The sequence below is a fragment of the Leuconostoc citreum genome (assembly GCF_004354555.1).
Taxonomy (GTDB): Bacteria; Bacillota; Bacilli; order Lactobacillales; family Lactobacillaceae; genus Leuconostoc; species Leuconostoc citreum.
This window is the reverse complement of the sequence record NZ_PUFH01000005.1, coordinates 410895-427442: the sequence shown is the minus strand read 5'-3', so window position 1 is coordinate 427442 and position 16548 is coordinate 410895. Positions and strand designations below refer to the sequence as shown.

Genomic DNA, 16548 nt, shown 5'->3' with positions numbered 1-16548 from the left:
GTCTTTTTTATTTTTCAGCTAACGTTTCTTTTGAGGCAGCTGAACCAGAAATAGCAGGTATCGCAACAAGTGCAATTTCGCCAACAACAATGGCGATAATGGCAACGGTTGTAAATGAATAAGTGCCTGCTGTTAATTGGGAAACGATGTAGCCTAAAATTTCGCCGAAAATAGCTGACCAGACAGCAACTGTAATAAATTTCATGTGTTCCACCTCTTTACAAAACTATCATACGCCTTTTTGTGAAAAGCGCAACCTTTTTAAGAGGTTTTCGTGTATAATTAAAGGGAACAAAGTTTCGTATTAGAATACGGCAAGTAACGGAGGCCTAATGTACGCACCTTTACAAATTTTAAGCGCATATAGCTTATTGAAAAATCCTAATACAATAACGCAAATTATTAGAACTGCGAAAGACCGCCATTATGAGGCTATTGCTTTAACGGACATTAATGTCATGTATGGGGCGGTTGAGTTTTATCAAAAAGCAAAAGACATGGGGATTAAGCCACTCTTTGGTGTCACGCTTCAAGTGAATGGCTTAGTTAATACATCAACGACATTTCCACTGGTACTGATTGCAGAAAACCAAACTGGCTATCAAAATCTGATGTGGTTATCATCCGCCAAAATGACAGCTCAGGACACGACGATGACTTTTGACCTGTTGGTGGAGCATTTGCAAGGTATTCATGTCATTTTACCGCATGATAGTGAGTTATCACAATTAATTGCCTCTGAGTATCAAGAGGTTGATAATTATTGGCATCAGCTATCGAATAAGATTGATGATCAACATTTATATATTGGCATTCATCCGCAACTTGCGCCACAAATACGGGCGCGACTGGCACAGTTTAGTCAAATACATCAAGCGTCATTGGTAGCTTTAGACGATGTTGATTATTTAAACGCTGACGATGCCTTCACAACACAAGTTTTGAAAGCAATTGATGCTAATGTTAAGTTAGATGGTATCAAGGCTTTAGCACAACAATCGGGCTCACATGTTTTAGTAGACTTTGAGCAATTAAGACAAAGCTATCAAGATGATGAGGCGCTTAAGCTAGCTTTTAAAAACAATGAACAGCTTGTTGCACGTAGCCATTTTTCATTAACATTTAAGCAAACAACAGCTTTACCATCATTTCAACTCCCACCTGAAACAGCCAATGCGGCTGAATATCTCAAAAATCTAGCTATGACAGGCTTGAATGCTAAAATGCATATTACAAGCCAGCAACACGCCCAGTATTTAGAGCGTTTACACAACGAATTAGCAATTATTAATAAACTAGGTTTTAATGATTACTTTTTGATTGTGTGGGATATTGTTAATTTTGCCAAACAAAATCACATTCAATTGGGTGCTGGCAGAGGTTCTGCTGCTGGGTCACTTGTAGCGTTTTCATTAGGAATTACCGATATTGATCCTGTTAAATTTGGTCTTTTGTTTGAGCGCTTTTTGAATGCAGAGCGTGTGCAAATGCCGGATATTGACATTGATTGGCCAGATAATCGGCGAGAAGATGTTCTAGCATATCTTCATCAAAAATACGGCCAGCGTAATTTTGCGCAAATTATTACTTTTGGTACACTGGCTGCTAAACAGGCTTTGCGTGATACCGCACGTGTTTTTGGCGTATCACAAACGATGATGAGTCGTATTAGTAATGCCGTACCACAGGGTAAGCAAGGAAGAAGGGTAACAATTGGGGACGCTTTAAAAGACTCTGATGCGTTATCTCGTGTTTTAGATGATATTGATAATGGTGATTTATTGCTGAAAACGGCACAAAAGATAGAAGGTTTACCACGAAATTATTCAACACATGCTGCAGGTGTGGTTTTGAGTGATTCGCCACTTGTGAATACATTGCCCGTACAATCAGGCTCGGAATCGCGATTGTTAACACAATTTGAGAAAAATCCAGTTGAGGCATTAGGACTATTAAAAATTGATATTTTGGGCTTGTCAAACTTAACGATTTTGGCACAGACCTTGTATTATGCAAAACAATATTTACCTGATCGCTTTGATATTGGCCACGTGCCTTTAGATGATAAAGCAACGTTGGCATTATATGCCAAGGGTGATACTAATGGTGTCTTTCAATTTGAATCATCAGGTATTAAGCATGTTTTGAAGCAACTACAACCTGCTACATTTGAACATATTGTTGCCGTAAATGCGCTTTATCGTCCAGGACCAAGTCGTAATATTGAATCTTTTATTAAGCGTCGTCACGGTCAAGAAACTGTTACCGTCTTAGACCCGAGCTTAAAAACTATTTTAGCCCCTACTTTTGGTATTATTGTTTATCAGGAACAGGTTATGTTGGTAGCAGAAAAATATGCCGGATTCACTTTAGGTGAAGCCGATGTCTTGCGTAGTGCTATGTCTAAGAAAAAATTAGCACAAATGGCCGATATGCACGGTAAATTTATTTCCGGGGCGGTTAGTCAAGGCCATGACCAATCACAAGCGGAGCAGATTTTTGCATATATTGATGAATTTGCCAATTATGGTTTTAATCGGTCTCATGCTGTAGCGTATAGCAAATTGTCATTTCAATTGGCGTATATGAAAGTACATTATCCCATTGCTTTTTTTACAGCATTACTTAACGCTAATCTAGGGTCACCTGACAAAATTCGACTTTACGTCACAGAAGCAAAAGCACGTGGCATTGTTGTGAAGGCCCCTAATGTCAACCAATCAGACCGTTTTTGGACTATCAATAAAGATTTTCTACAAATGGGTTTGCACAGCATCAAGGGTGTACGTACAGATTTTGTAGCAGCACTCATTGACGAAAGAAAAAATAATGGTCCGTTTGAGTCGATACAGTCACTCGTTCGCCGTCTCCCAGAAAAATTTCGCAAGCGGGATATTTTAACGCAAATGGTCTATGCTGGTGCACTTGACAGTTTTGGTTATAATCGTGTTGAGTTAGTCACTGCATTAGATGATTTAATTGAGGCTGCCAGTTTCGGTGAGTTAATTTTGAGTGAGACTAAAATCAAGAAAATGGCCGACATAACGCTCACTGAAAAATTAGTGCATGAAAAAGAGACTATCGGCGTTAATTTATCAGGTCATCCATTAGACACTTTTGCCAGTATTATAAAACAAAATGATTTTCAACAAATTGCAGATGTGTCGCTGGCTAAAGAACCAGTGAAAATGATTGTCATGATTGATAGTGTTAGACAAACACGTACAAAAAAAGGTGAAACAATGGCCTTTGTCACTGTCTCAGATACTACTGGAGCAATTAGTCTGACTATTTTTCATCAACTATTTGTCAAAATTAGTGACATGTTGAAGACAGGCAACATGATTCAAATAACTGGTCAATCTGATAGTTATAACGGCAAAATGTCAGTTATTGCACGTCAGATAACGGCACCACCGCAAATACCGACTGCTGAAAGTGGTACCTGGTTTTTGCGGTTTGATGAAGAACACGATAACGAGGCTAACCGACACGCTGTGATAGAGATTTTTAAAAAACATCATGGTGATAATCCTATCATCATTCACTGGCAAAAAAGTGATCAAAATCAGCAAATTGACGCGAAGTTTTGGATGAATAGTGAAACCGCTATCATTCGTGAACTAGCGCCATTACTAGGCTACGACAATATTGTATTCAGAAGAAGTCGTTAAGATTATGGCTTGTATAAATAAATAATAATGTATAAAATAGAGTTTGGGTAGAGTTGCACAAGCAACAACCAAGATAACTAAGGAGCTATTTAACCATGAAAAAGACGAAAATCGTCTCAACACTTGGTCCGTCATCATCTGATGTCGAAACAATCGTTAAGTTGATCGAGGCGGGCGCAAACGTATTCCGTTTCAACTTCTCACACGGAGATCACGAGGAACATTTGGGTCGCATGAACGCAGTTCATGAGGCAGAAAAGATTACTGGTAAGACAGTAGGTATTTTGTTGGACACAAAGGGTGCTGAAATCCGTACAACAAAGCAAGTCGACGGTAAGATTGAATTCCATACAGGTGACACACTTCGTATCTCAATGGATGATAACATTGAGGGTACTAAAGAAAAGATTGCTGTGACTTACGCCGGATTGTTTGATGACGTTAATGTCAATGGACAAGTTTTGTTTGACGATGGTTTGCTTGGTACGACTGTTCTTGAAAAAGATGATGCCAACCGTGAACTTGTTGTTCGCATTGACAACGATGGTATCTTGGGATCACGTAAGGGTGTTAACGCACCAGGTGTATCAATTAACTTACCAGGTATTACAGAAAAAGATGCTGATGATATTCGTTTTGGTTTAGACCACGAAATCAATTATATTGCAGCATCATTTGTTCGTAAGCCAGAAGACGTGTTAGAAATTCGTGAACTTTTGAAAGAAAAGAACATGGAACACGTTCAAATTATTCCTAAGATTGAATCACAAGAAGGTATCGACAACTTAGATGCTATTCTTGAAGTTTCAGACGCCTTGATGGTACCACGTGGTGACATGGGTGTTGAAATTCCTGCTGAAAATGTGCCTTTGGTTCAAAAGGACATGATTCGCAAGATGAACAAGATTGGTTTGCCAGTTATTACAGCAACACAGATGCTTGACTCAATGGAAGAGAACCCACGTCCAACACGTGCCGAAGCTTCCGATGTTGCCAATGCCGTCTTTGATGGTACAGATGCAACAATGTTGTCAGGTGAATCAGCTAATGGTGATTATCCAGTTGAATCTGTTGCCACAATGGCTGCTATTGATGAAAAGGCTGAAACATCATTACGTGAAAATGGTCGTCATGAAGAAATCGTCTTCGATGAATCTGATTCAACTGAAGCTGTTGCTTCAGCTGTCACACGTATTGCACGCAGTGTTAATGCCAAGGCAGTTGTTGTTTCAACAAACTCAGGTTACACTGCCCGCATGGTATCAAAACACCGTCCTGATGTGAATGTTTTGGCCGTAACGTACTCAGAACGCGTACAACGTGGCTTGACTTTGAATTATGGTGTGTTGCCAGTTGTTTATGATGCACCATCAACAATTGATGAAATGATTGCGTTAGCTAAGACAGCTGTTAAGGAACAAGGCTTGGCAGAAAGCGGTGATACAATCGTTATCGCTGCCGGTGTGCCAATGTCACAATCTGGTACAACTAACATGATTACTGTGCAAACAGTATAATGGTTTTAAAGACTACAGAAGTGTAGTCTTTTTTGTGTCATCGTTTTCTGAAATGACATGTCACAAAACCTATCATCTTTCATTTATATAATTGGTCTACCTGATAAAATTATATCAATGAGAAATGGAGGCATGTTCTTTTATGAATACAGGTGATTTGGCTTGGGTATTAATATCAGCGGCATTAGTTTGGTTAATGACACCGGGATTGGCACTGTTTTACGGCGGTCTTGGTGAAAAACGCAATCTATTACATACTATGTTTGTGCCAGTTTTAATTATTGGTATTGCTACTTTGGTTTGGTTTTTTGCAGGTTATTCGCTAGCGTTTGGCGGTAGTGGTGATGTGATTGGTAATTTAAATCATATTTTGATGTTCGACGTTTCCTTTAATCGATCAAGTAGAGGGTTAACAATACCTGATGGTGCTTTTGCATTATTTCAAGGCATGTTTCCAATTATCACAGCTGCTATTATCACTGGCTCAGTCATAGGACGTGTTCGAATTAAAGCAATGATTGTCTTTATGATTTTATGGTTAATTGTTATCTATTCTCCTTTGGCACACATGGTTTGGGGTGGTGGCTTCCTGGCTAAATTAGGAGCAATTGACTTCGCTGGTGGTACTGTTGTGCATATTTCTAGTGGTGTTACAGGTCTTGTCTTAGCGCTAATGATTGGTCATCGGCACCAATCCAAGCATATTCCAGTTCGGCCGTCTTACGTCTTGATTGGTGGTGCCTTACTATGGGTTGGGTGGTTTGGATTCAACTCAGGTTCTGCACTAGCTGCTAATGGAACAGCGGTATTGGCATTGGTCAACACTTGGCTAGCTTCGGCTGCTGCCGTCTTAACGTGGGCATTAGCTGAATACTACTTACACCAACGTGCGACGTTAACCGGCATTACAAGTGGTGGTGTGGCTGGTCTAGTCGCCATTACACCTGCTGCTGGCTTTGTTGCACCATGGGCTGCGGTAATTATGGGACTGATTGCTGGCTTTGTAGGATTCGCTGGCATAACATTTGTTAAAAATAGTTTTGGGTATGACGATACCCTTGATGCCTTTGGGATACATGGTATTGGTGGCGCTGTTGGTGCGTTACTAACAGGTGTTTTTGCAGATAAACAAATTGGTGGCGTGGCCGGCTTAATTAGTGGTGACGCTTCACTACTTTGGAAACAGTTAGTGGCTATTTTATTTACAGTCGTCTTTGCTGCAGTGGGTACTTTTATATTAGCTAAAATTACTGAAATTATTGCTGCACCATTGCGGTTAACTCCTGAAGAAGAGGCTAAGGGCTATGATGTGATTATGCATGATTTAACAGTGGAATAACGGGCATTAGCCCTTTTTTTGTGTTAAAATGAAAAGAAATAAGGTAAAGGGGATTTGCAATTTGTCAGCACAAATACAGCAAATTTTTACATTTGAAAACGCAGAACAACAGACAAAATTGATTGGGGTTAATGACAATTTCCTCCGTTTAATTGAAGAAGGACTATCAGTTCAATTACATGCGCGTGGCGATCAAATGACCATTTCTGGCGATGAATCGCAAGTGCAGTTGGCGCGGGCAGTGTTATCAGAATTAACTAACTTGATTAAACATCAAATCAATCTGTCGCCGACAGATGTCGTTAGTGCCGTAACAATGGCACAAAGAGGGACGCTGGAGTATTTTGGCGATTTATACTCGGAAACATTAATCAGAGATAACAAGGGACGAGCTGTTCGAGTTAAAAACTTTGGCCAACGTCAATATATACAAGCAATCAGAAAGAATGATATAACCTTTGGTATTGGTCCGGCAGGTACGGGAAAAACCTACCTAGCCGTTGTTATGGCAATTTCATCTCTAAAACGTGGTGAAGTTGAACGTATTATTATTACACGACCTGCTGTTGAAGCTGGTGAATCATTGGGATTTTTGCCTGGTGACCTTAAAGAAAAAGTTGACCCATATTTGCGTCCAATATATGATGCTATGAATGCGATTATTGGTGCTGAGCAAACACAGCGTTTGATGGATCGGGGTGTAATTGAAATTGCGCCACTGGCTTATATGCGTGGCCGTACTTTAGATGATGCATTTATCATTTTGGATGAAGCGCAAAATACAACAAATCAGCAAATGAAAATGTTCTTGACCCGATTGGGTTTTGGCTCTAAGATGATCGTTAACGGCGATGTGTCCCAAATTGATTTACCTCGTGGGGCCAAGTCTGGTTTGATTTCAGCACAAAAGATTTTGGCAGATGTGAATCGTATTGCATTTGTACGCTTTAGTAGTGCAGATGTTGTTCGTCATCCTGTTGTTGGTCTAATTGTTAATGCTTATGAGGCAGCAGAAGAGCGACTTGCATTGCTGAAAAAGGAGCATTAAAAATGGACTTAGCTATTATTGATCAAACGCATGATGGTGTTAGCCGTTACCATCATGATTTAGTTGAAAGTGTTTTGAATTTTGCTGGGGAGGCTTTGAAATTACCCGTTAATACTGAAATGTCCGTGACATTTGTTAACAATGATGAAATTCAGCGCTATAATCGAGATTATCGAGGCGTAGATAAACCAACCGATGTTATTAGTTTTGCAATCGAAGAAGGGGAAGATGATTTTGATATAATATCAGATGATGCTTGGACTGAAGATATCGCTAAGAATATCGGAGATATTATTGTTTCGGTAGATATTATTGGCGCGCAAGCCGAATATTTAGGACATAGTTATGAGCGTGAATTAGGCTTTTTGGTAGTCCACGGCTTCCTACATTTGAATGGTTATGATCATATGTTAGGTGACGCTGAAGAAAAAGAGATGTTTGACTTGCAACGGGAAATTCTGGATAATTATGGCCTCAAGAGATAATGAAAAAACGACATTAGAAGGCATGCCTGAATCACAAAAAAAACAGACGACTAGAAATAGTAATTTTTTTAGAGCTTTACGTAATTCTCTCAATGGTATCTGGATGATTTTGGTCCGGGAACGCAATATGCGGATTCATATTTTGTTAGCCTTTTTGATATTGGTCACAGGTTTACATTATGGTTTGTATCGTGCAGATTGGCTCTGGGTGACAATGGCTGTGTTTATTGTAATTTTTAGTGAGTTTTTGAATACAATTATTGAAGCAGTTGTGGACTTAGTTGTTGAAAAAAAATATCATCCACTTGCAAAATTAGCTAAAGACGTCGCTGCCGGTGCCGTCTTAGTGGCCGTTGGTGTTGAAATTATTATTTTGTTATTAATATTTCAACCATATATATGGCGTCAGTTTGGTATTGTTACTAATTTTTCTGATTTGTTACATCATTTTCAGAAGTAATGACATTGCCAACATGCTTGAATGAGAAGATGAATAGGAGAAAGTCGACCATTAGGTCGCAATAAATTTATGGCAGAGAGTACTTTCAAATCAGGATTTGTAGCTATTATTGGACGTCCAAACGTTGGTAAATCAACTTTACTCAATCGTATTGTTGGTGAAAAAATCGCAATTATGTCTGATAAAGCACAAACAACAAGAAACAAGATACAAGGAATTTATACAACAGATAATGCTCAAGTTGTCTTTATTGACACACCAGGTGTTCACAAGCCACAAAATTCTTTGGGTAATTTTATGGTGAAATCAGCTTTTTCTGCCTTACATGAAGCTGATGCCATTTGGTTCGTTGTCGATGCATCAATGCCAAGAGGACGTGGCGATGACTTTATTATTAGTCGATTAAATGAAGTCACTGAAACACCAGTATACTTGCTAATCAATAAGGTTGATCTCATTGCGCGTGAAGAATTATTAGCAATTATCGAAAGCTATCAAGTTGACGCACCGACATGGACTGAAGTATTTCCAATTTCTGCTACTGAAGGTGATAATGTACCGGAACTGTTAGATAATGTAGTGTCTCATTTAGATGAAGGGCCACAGTATTTTGATGCCGACCAGCTAACGGATCATCCAGAAAGATTTGTCATTGGCGAATTAATTCGTGAAAAAGTACTGCAATTGACACGTCAGGAAGTGCCGCATTCAGTAGCAGTAGTTATTGACAAAATTGCCCGTGAAGATGAAGAAAAAATTCATATTCAAGCTTCCATTATTGTTGAACGGCCAACGCAAAAAAATATTATTATTGGGAAGCAAGGGACAATGATTAAAAACATCGGTACACGTGCCCGCAAAGATATTGAGCGACTGATGGGAGACAAAGTCTTTTTAGAAACTTGGGTAAAAGTAGAGCCACGATGGCGTGACAGGCCACAGGCATTACAAACCTTAGGTTATAATGAAGAAAACTATTAACACTATTTTGATATAAACCACATTATTTGTTTATCCTGTGGTTATTGGTTAATAAATAATGACAGTAATTAACGGGATTATCCTTAGTACGCGACAATATAAAGACAACGATCTATTAGTTCGTATTCTCACCGAGACAGGTGGTCTGCGAACTTTTTTGGCGCGTGGTGCTAAAAAACCAAAGTCCGCATTAGGCTCAGCATTACAGCCACATGCAGTGCTTAGCTTTGAAGGTGCTTTTCCGAAAAATAATCAAGGCTTAGGTTATATTAACGATATACAGACAATAAAAATATATCAACGGCTTATTGATGATATTGAAGTCAATGCTTATGCAGCTTTGATTGCTAGTTTAATTGATCAAACATTTGAGGAGGGTGAACAATTAACACGTTGGTACAATCAATTCGTGTTAGGTTTACAGAAGTTGGATGAAGGAATGGATCCGCAGATTATAGCCAATATTTTCGAAATCCAACTCTTAGTCCCATTAGGTGTTGCACCTAATTGGCGTCAAGACCCAATTAGCGGTGAATCGGTTGGTCAGTTTGATTATTCTGAGAAGTATAATGGCATTATTTCGGACAAACATTACGACTTAGATGATCATCGATTAATGTTAGATCAGAAAACTGTCTTTTATTTGAGACAATTTAGTATTATTGATTTGCGGCAAATTAATCAAATCAATATTTCGGAAACGACTAAGCGTGGGTTACAGCGTGTTATTGACCATATTTATGATAATCAAATCGGTTTGAAGCCAAAGGCTAAAACGTTTATCGAACAAATGCATGCTTGGCAAAATACGTTGATTAATTTTAGGCAAAATGGGGAAGGAAAGTCAGAATAATGAAGAAAATATTAGTACTCCACACGGGTGGTACGATTTCAATGCACGAAGATGAAGATGGAGATGTGGAGACAGGTATTGAAAATCCATTGACAGGGGTACAGGTTACGTTACCTGATGTGGATTTGACGGTAGAAAATATTTTTAATCTGCCAAGCGAGCATATTGGGCCGATACATATGTTACAGCTGCAACAACGTATTTTAAAAGCTGAGGGTGCTTTTGATGGTGTCGTTATTACACATGGCACAGATACCCTGGAAGAAACATCGTTTTTCTTAGATAGCACATTGGATGTGTCAATGCCAATTGTTATGACAGGTGCTATGCGTTCATCTAATGAACTAGGCTCTGATGGGCTGTATAATTATCAATCGGCCTTACGCGTTGCAGCTGAACATGAATCTCAGCATCGTGGTGTTTTGGTTGTGATGAATGATGAAATTCATGCGGCACGTTTCGTCACTAAAACGCATACGACTAATGTGGCCACATTTGGCTCACCAATTAGTGGAACTATGGGTTTACTAACTAAAAGGCAAATTATCTATTTTTATGATCTTCCTAAGCGACACATACTGCCCATAGCCCATGTTGATAAAAGAATTCCTGTTCTAAAGGCTTATGCAGGTATGGATGGTCAATTATTGGAATTGCTAGCGGCTTCGAATATTGATGGCATTATTATCGAAGCGTTAGGAGCAGGTAATTTATCCAGAGAAGCTGCGCAAGGCGTGCAATATATACTGTCACGAAACATTCCGGTCGTTGTTGTATCAAGGAGTTTTAATGGCGTTGCTGAGCCAGTTTATGATTATTTAGGTGGTGGTGTGCAGCTTGAAAAAGCAGGCGTCATCTTTGCTACCAGTATTAATGGTCAAAAAGCAAGGTTGAAGTTACTAATTGGGTTAGACAATAGGTTAGATGATTCGGCCTTGCACACTTATTTGCATCAACTTTAAGATAATTAAAGTAAAAAGCATTAACAATCTGATATTTGTTAACGCTTTTTGTTTTATTCAATTTTAAAAATATTATTATAGATCGCCTTTACTGCACTATCTGCAAGGTCTGGTTGAATACCTAACATAATTGAAATTTCACTTGCCCCTTGATTGACCATTTGCAGACTAATGCCATTTTCTTTTAATGGTGTGACAATTTCTGTTAACGCACCAATACGGTTTCGCATACCTTCGCCAACAATCATGATAATGCCATAACTGGGCAACCATTTCAGCGTGTCTGGCTTGATGTCTGCAGCAATATCAGCCAGCATGGCATCGACTTTATCTTGAGAAAGATTTGTTTTGTCAAAAATAATGGTCAAATCATCAATTCCTGACGGCATATGCTCGTAGGAAATGTTATGACGCTTTAAAATTTCTAGAATACGAAGCGTGAAGCCAACTTCCTTGTTTAGTAAGTAACGATGTAAGTATAATGCAGCAAATCGGTTAGAGTTGGCAATACCAGTTACAGGTCGCGTTTCTTGGACTTCAGTTGGTGGCACAATAAATGTTCCGGGTGCATCAGGATCGTTTGTATTTTTAATATTAATACGAATACCACCTTGGATAGCAGGAATAATCGCTTCATCGTGAAATACAGCAAAGCCAGCATAAGATAATTCACGCATTTCATCGTATGTCATCTGGTGAATAGCAGCAGGATGAGTAATAATATTTGGGTTAACAGCATAAATTGCACTAACGTCTGTGAAGTTTTCATATAAATCAGCACTTAAAGCGCGTGCCATAATGGCGCCAGTGATGTCAGAACCACCTCGTGAGAAAGTTGCCATATCACCATTATTTGTATAGCCAAAGAATCCTGGGATAATGAGTCTTTCACTGGTGGAAAGATCTAATTTGGCAATTGTTTCATAAGATTGTGTATTGAAAGTTGCAGAACGTGCATTATCATCAACTAATAGACCAATTTGCTTTGGGTCAATGAAACGGGCGGGTAAGCCCAAGTAAGTAAAAACTTTAGCAATTAACTGCGCATTGAGGTATTCACCATGTGCAGCAAAAGCAGCAAATAAATAATCAAACGAACGATAATGCTTTTTAGCCAAATGATCAATTTGTTGGTCAATATCTGTCAATGATTCCTGTGGTAGACCAAAATGATAAGCAATATCATGATAGCGTTGTTTGATGTCTGAAATAATTGTCTCTGTATTTTGGTCGTTGATTGTGGCCTCAGCATATTTAATGAGCAGGTCAGTAACTTTAATATCATCTGTAAAACGTTTACCCGGCGCAGAGACAACAATTATTTTACGGTTGCTATCCGCATTAACAATATTAAAAACACGCTGTAACTGGTGTCCATCAGCTAGTGATGAACCACCAAACTTTGAAACCTTCATGTGATTATTCTTCTTTCGTAATAGTTAAGCCGGAACGATTTAAATGGCACTGTATAGTCCTTCCAGACGTTGTAAGATGGGTTAAGGCTGGGAGTAAAATTTTGGCCTCATTTTCTGGTGCCATAATGATAACGGTTGGCCCAGCCCCAGATAAATAAGTTCCTAGTACATCATACTGATGTGCAATGTGACGAATTTCTAATAAATGAGGAACTAGATGATGACGTTGTTGTTCATGAAACTGATCTTTTTCAATCAATTGTTTTGCAGTTTGCCAGTCATCATTGGCTAGTGCCGCAATCAGTGTGTTACTAATGGCACTACCAGCAATGCTCTTTTTAAAAGGGAAGTCATCAGGTAAAGCATTTCTGGCTTCAGCCGTTTTTAATTCATAATCTGGAATAAATACCGTAAAGATGATGTTTTCAGGTATGTGGAAACTGCTGTTATAGACCTGATGACCGTCATAATAAGCTGAAATGGCGCCACCAAGCAAAGCAGGCGCCACATTGTCAGGATGTCCCTCTAACATTGTAGCTTGCTTGAGTATTTCTTTTGGGGATAAATTAAGATCGGCAAGTATGTTAGCCATAGTTAAACCAGCTAATAAAGCAGCCGATGAAGAACCAAGGCCTCTAGCCAAGGGGATATCTGACTTCACCACAAGACGATGTGGTTGCATGTTGCTAGTTAATGTTAGCGCTGCTTGCACAATAAAATGGGTGATATCATGTGGTAAATCTGGCTCTTCATGAATGACTTGCCAGGTTGTTGTTGCCTCATGTATTTCAAGGGTGAGAAAAAGATCTAGCGCAAGACCCAACGAATCAAAACCAGGACCAATATTGGCGCTAGTAGCTGGTACTTTAATTTTTATCATGAGAAAATTTTATACTCCGCTGCTAGGTTAATACCATCCGCATTGCGTATTGTCGTTTGAATGACATTAAGTTGTGCATCGCTTGCTGGATGAGTGAGTGCAACTAATCGCGCTGTGCCGTTAGCTGCTGGTGTTTGTTTTAAATCAGAAAAACTAATCTTTGCTGCCGCAAACATGCCCGTTACTGAATACATAGCACCGGGTGTATCATCGACTTCAATTACAATGAATCGTCTTGATAGGCGTTGAGAGGGTTTGGCGATATCTAAGTTTTGATTAAATGAATTGAATGGTCTGCCTGGTGTGTTTAAAGCAATATCCGTGGCAATGTTGGTTAAGTCACTCAGAACAGAGTTGGCGGTTGGTAGTTCACCGGCACCGGGACCATACAACATGATTTCTCCAACAGATTCACCATTAACAAGGACAGCGTTATTCTCATTATGAACTGTTGCCAGAGGATGTGTGAAAGGAACTAAATAGGGTGATACATCAATGCTAATAGCATTAGCATCTTGACCAACACGTTGTGCAACACCTAGCAATTTAACAGCATAACCAAAAGCATTAGCGTCTTCAATATCGGCATCGGTAAGGTGTGTGATGCCATTGATAGTGAGATCGTCCAAAGCTGGCTGAACACCGAAAGCAAAATTAGATAGAATGATCAGTTTATAGGCAGCGTCAAATCCTGCCACGTCATTGGTGGGATCAGCTTCAGCAAAGCCCTTTTTTTGTGCTAACTGTAAAGCATTTGCATATGATAATTTATTGGTTGTCATTTGTGTCAATATAAAATTGCTCGTCCCATTAATAATACCGGCAACACGAGAAATTTCATCAGCTGTAAAACTATTGGCGAGGGTTCTGAGAATTGGAATACCACCGGCAACTGCTGCTTCAAAAAATAAATCCACGCCATTAGCTTCAGCAATAGCAACTAGTTCTTGTCCACGACTGGCGATAAGGTCTTTATTAGCGGTCACAACATGCTTTTTAGCAGTGAGGGAATCTTTAATAATTTTATAAGCCTGATCTAATGTCCCCATGACCTCAACTACAATTTGAATTTCCGGATTGTTTAAAATATCTTTGGCATCATTTGTAATGGGGAAGTTGTTAATAAATCCAGTGCGCTTTTTCTCTAAATTATTAACAACAGCATGCTTAACAAGTAGATGAGTGCCAGTACGTTTCGCTATTTGGTCAGCGTTATCTTGTAGTATTTTTACGACACCACTGCCCACGGTGCCTAATCCAAAAAGCCCAATTCCAATATCCATAGTTAATTCCTTTTCGTGTTATTCTTAATAATACTATCATTTTTCTTCATAATTTTGAAGTTTTTTGTTATAATTTAGTCAATAATGCAAAAGGAACCAAGATAAGATGAACTATATTTCTACGCGTGGTCAAGCACCAGCGGTGACAGCTAGCCAAGCTATAATCAATGGCATAGCACCTGACGGCGGACTATATGTACCAGAAAGTTGGCCAAATATTGAATTGGATTGGACGCAACTGCAAAAACAAACTTATGCTGATATCGCAACATTAATCTTTGACGGTTTCTTTGATGACTTTAGTGTTAATGAAATCGATTGTGTGATAGACAAAGCTTATGGTAAACAGTGGACGACTGAGGACATTGTGTCATATCATCAAGCCGATGATTTGTTTTATATTGAACTATTTCATGGCCCAACATTAGCTTTTAAAGATGTTGCATTACAGGCTTTGCCACATTTGATGACAACGGCTGCCAAAAAGCAAGGTCTTGATGATGGCATTGTCATTTTAACTGCAACTTCTGGTGATACCGGAACAGCTGCTATGAGTGGTTTTGGAGATGTACAACATACTGATATTGTTGTATTTTATCCAGAGGTTGGTGTTAGTGACATTCAAAGACGACAAATGCAAACCGAGCCAGCGCACAATGCTCACGTAACGGCTATTAGTGGTAATTTTGATGATGCGCAGAAAGCTGTTAAATCATTATTGTCAGACCAATCGTTAGCAGCCGATTTAGCCGACAAGCATTTGCGATTCTCTTCGGCAAATTCCATTAATATCGGGCGGTTAGTGCCACAAATTGTTTATTATATTCATGCCTATGCGCAATTAGTTAAACAACATCAAATTGCAAGTGGTGAGGCCATTAATATCGTTGTACCTACCGGTAATTTTGGTAATATGTTGGCGGCTTACTATGCTAGTCAGATTGGCTTGCCTGTTGCACAATTTGTTGTGGCGTCAAATGAAAATAATGTTTTAACAGACTTCTTTAACACTGGCACATATGATCGACAACGCACATTTAAGGTAACCAACGCCCCTGCAATGGACATCTTAGTTTCCAGTAACTTAGAGCGTCTATTATACTTTGCGTCTGGTCGTAATACTGAGGAAGTAAGAGAATATATGAATGCCTTAGATGAACAAGGGCATTACACTTTAAAACCGTCAACACAGGCCAACTTATCACAGTTTAAAGCCGCGAGTGCTTCACAAACAGAAGTTTTGAAGACAATTAAACGTGTGTTTGAAGAGGGAAATTATGTAATTGATCCACACACAGCTGTTGGGCAATATGTTTATAACCAACTTGACATATCTGGGACAACTATCTTAGCTGCTACTGCTAGTCCGTTTAAATTCGCTGATACGGTACTCAATGCGCTAGGTGAAACACCCCTGAATGAATATGATGGCCTAAAGCAACTCGCTGACAAAAGCAATGTTGTCATACCGGAACAAATTCAGTTGCTTTTTCAGCGACCAGTGATTCATACGCAAACTATCGCACCAAATCAAATGACAACAGTTTTAAGGCATCAAATCTTTTAATGACGAACATTTCTAGATAAAAAAACCAATAATTCGTTTTTACACGTATAATTAAAAGTGAAAAAAGTCAAAAAACAAGTTATA

At 39.1% G+C, this 16548-nt stretch carries 14 protein-coding genes; 10 read left to right on the top strand and 4 right to left on the bottom strand.

Translation table 11 applies throughout. The features are described from left to right. Positions 1-7 precede the first annotated feature (7 nt). The gene (locus C5L21_RS06505; protein WP_004899807.1) at positions 8-205 is read right to left on the bottom strand and encodes a YjzD family protein; all 198 of its coding nucleotides are present in this window, start codon (positions 203-205) and stop codon (positions 8-10) included. Positions 206-332: 127 nt separating this feature from the next. On the opposite strand from C5L21_RS06505, the gene C5L21_RS06500 reads away from it, so the two are divergent. The 9 genes from C5L21_RS06500 to C5L21_RS06460 all read left to right on the top strand — a co-directional run bounded on the left by C5L21_RS06500 (position 333) and on the right by C5L21_RS06460 (position 11319). Further along, positions 333-3674 carry a DNA polymerase III subunit alpha gene (locus C5L21_RS06500; RefSeq protein ID WP_133286215.1) on the top strand — a complete coding sequence of 1114 codons (3342 nt, stop codon included), beginning with the start codon at positions 333-335 and terminating at the stop codon, positions 3672-3674. Positions 3675-3769: 95 nt separating this feature from the next. Further along, entirely contained in the window at positions 3770-5191 is a 1422-nt protein-coding gene (pyk, locus tag C5L21_RS06495) for a pyruvate kinase (protein WP_004899803.1), read from the top strand. Between the two features lie 142 nt (positions 5192-5333). Next, positions 5334-6530, top strand: coding sequence for an ammonium transporter (locus C5L21_RS06490; RefSeq protein ID WP_004907014.1), 1197 nt, complete (start codon positions 5334-5336; stop codon positions 6528-6530). Positions 6531-6591: 61 nt separating this feature from the next. Continuing rightward, on the top strand, positions 6592-7578 hold the full coding sequence (locus C5L21_RS06485; protein WP_004899800.1) for a PhoH family protein: 987 nt from the start codon (positions 6592-6594) through the stop codon (positions 7576-7578). Positions 7579-7580: 2 nt separating this feature from the next. Beyond that, positions 7581-8063: an rRNA maturation RNase YbeY gene (ybeY, locus tag C5L21_RS06480; RefSeq protein WP_004899798.1), complete on the top strand. Its 483-nt coding sequence runs from the start codon at positions 7581-7583 to the stop codon at positions 8061-8063. Beyond that, entirely contained in the window at positions 8047-8523 is a 477-nt protein-coding gene (locus C5L21_RS06475; protein ID WP_004899795.1) for a diacylglycerol kinase family protein, read from the top strand. The genes ybeY and C5L21_RS06475 overlap by 17 nt, the downstream gene beginning before the upstream one ends. Positions 8524-8592: 69 nt before the next feature. Beyond that, the gene (era, locus tag C5L21_RS06470) at positions 8593-9504 is read left to right on the top strand and encodes a GTPase Era (protein ID WP_085698975.1); all 912 of its coding nucleotides are present in this window, start codon (positions 8593-8595) and stop codon (positions 9502-9504) included. Between the two features lie 58 nt (positions 9505-9562). Next, positions 9563-10357, top strand: a complete 795-nt coding sequence (recO, locus tag C5L21_RS06465; RefSeq protein WP_085698977.1) for a DNA repair protein RecO — start codon at positions 9563-9565, stop codon at positions 10355-10357. Beyond that, a complete protein-coding gene (locus C5L21_RS06460) occupies positions 10357-11319 on the top strand; it encodes an asparaginase (RefSeq protein WP_085698979.1) in 963 nt (320 codons plus the stop codon). The genes recO and C5L21_RS06460 overlap by 1 nt, the downstream gene beginning before the upstream one ends. Before the next feature lie 53 nt (positions 11320-11372). On the opposite strand, the gene C5L21_RS06455 is transcribed toward C5L21_RS06460, so the two are convergent. The 3 genes from C5L21_RS06455 to C5L21_RS06445 are packed head-to-tail and all read right to left on the bottom strand — an operon-like array spanning position 11373 to position 14897. Beyond that, the gene (locus C5L21_RS06455) at positions 11373-12734 is read right to left on the bottom strand and encodes an aspartate kinase (protein WP_040176838.1); all 1362 of its coding nucleotides are present in this window, start codon (positions 12732-12734) and stop codon (positions 11373-11375) included. 4 nt (positions 12735-12738) lie between these two features. Continuing rightward, a complete protein-coding gene (gene thrB, locus C5L21_RS06450; protein ID WP_085698981.1) occupies positions 12739-13614 on the bottom strand; it encodes a homoserine kinase in 876 nt (291 codons plus the stop codon). After that, entirely contained in the window at positions 13611-14897 is a 1287-nt protein-coding gene (locus C5L21_RS06445; RefSeq protein WP_004899783.1) for a homoserine dehydrogenase, read from the bottom strand. Before C5L21_RS06445 ends, thrB begins: the two co-directional genes overlap by 4 nt. Before the next feature lie 106 nt (positions 14898-15003). On the opposite strand from C5L21_RS06445, the gene thrC reads away from it, so the two are divergent. Continuing rightward, a complete protein-coding gene (gene thrC / locus C5L21_RS06440) occupies positions 15004-16464 on the top strand; it encodes a threonine synthase (RefSeq protein WP_004906990.1) in 1461 nt (486 codons plus the stop codon). Positions 16465-16548: the final 84 nt, after the last annotated feature.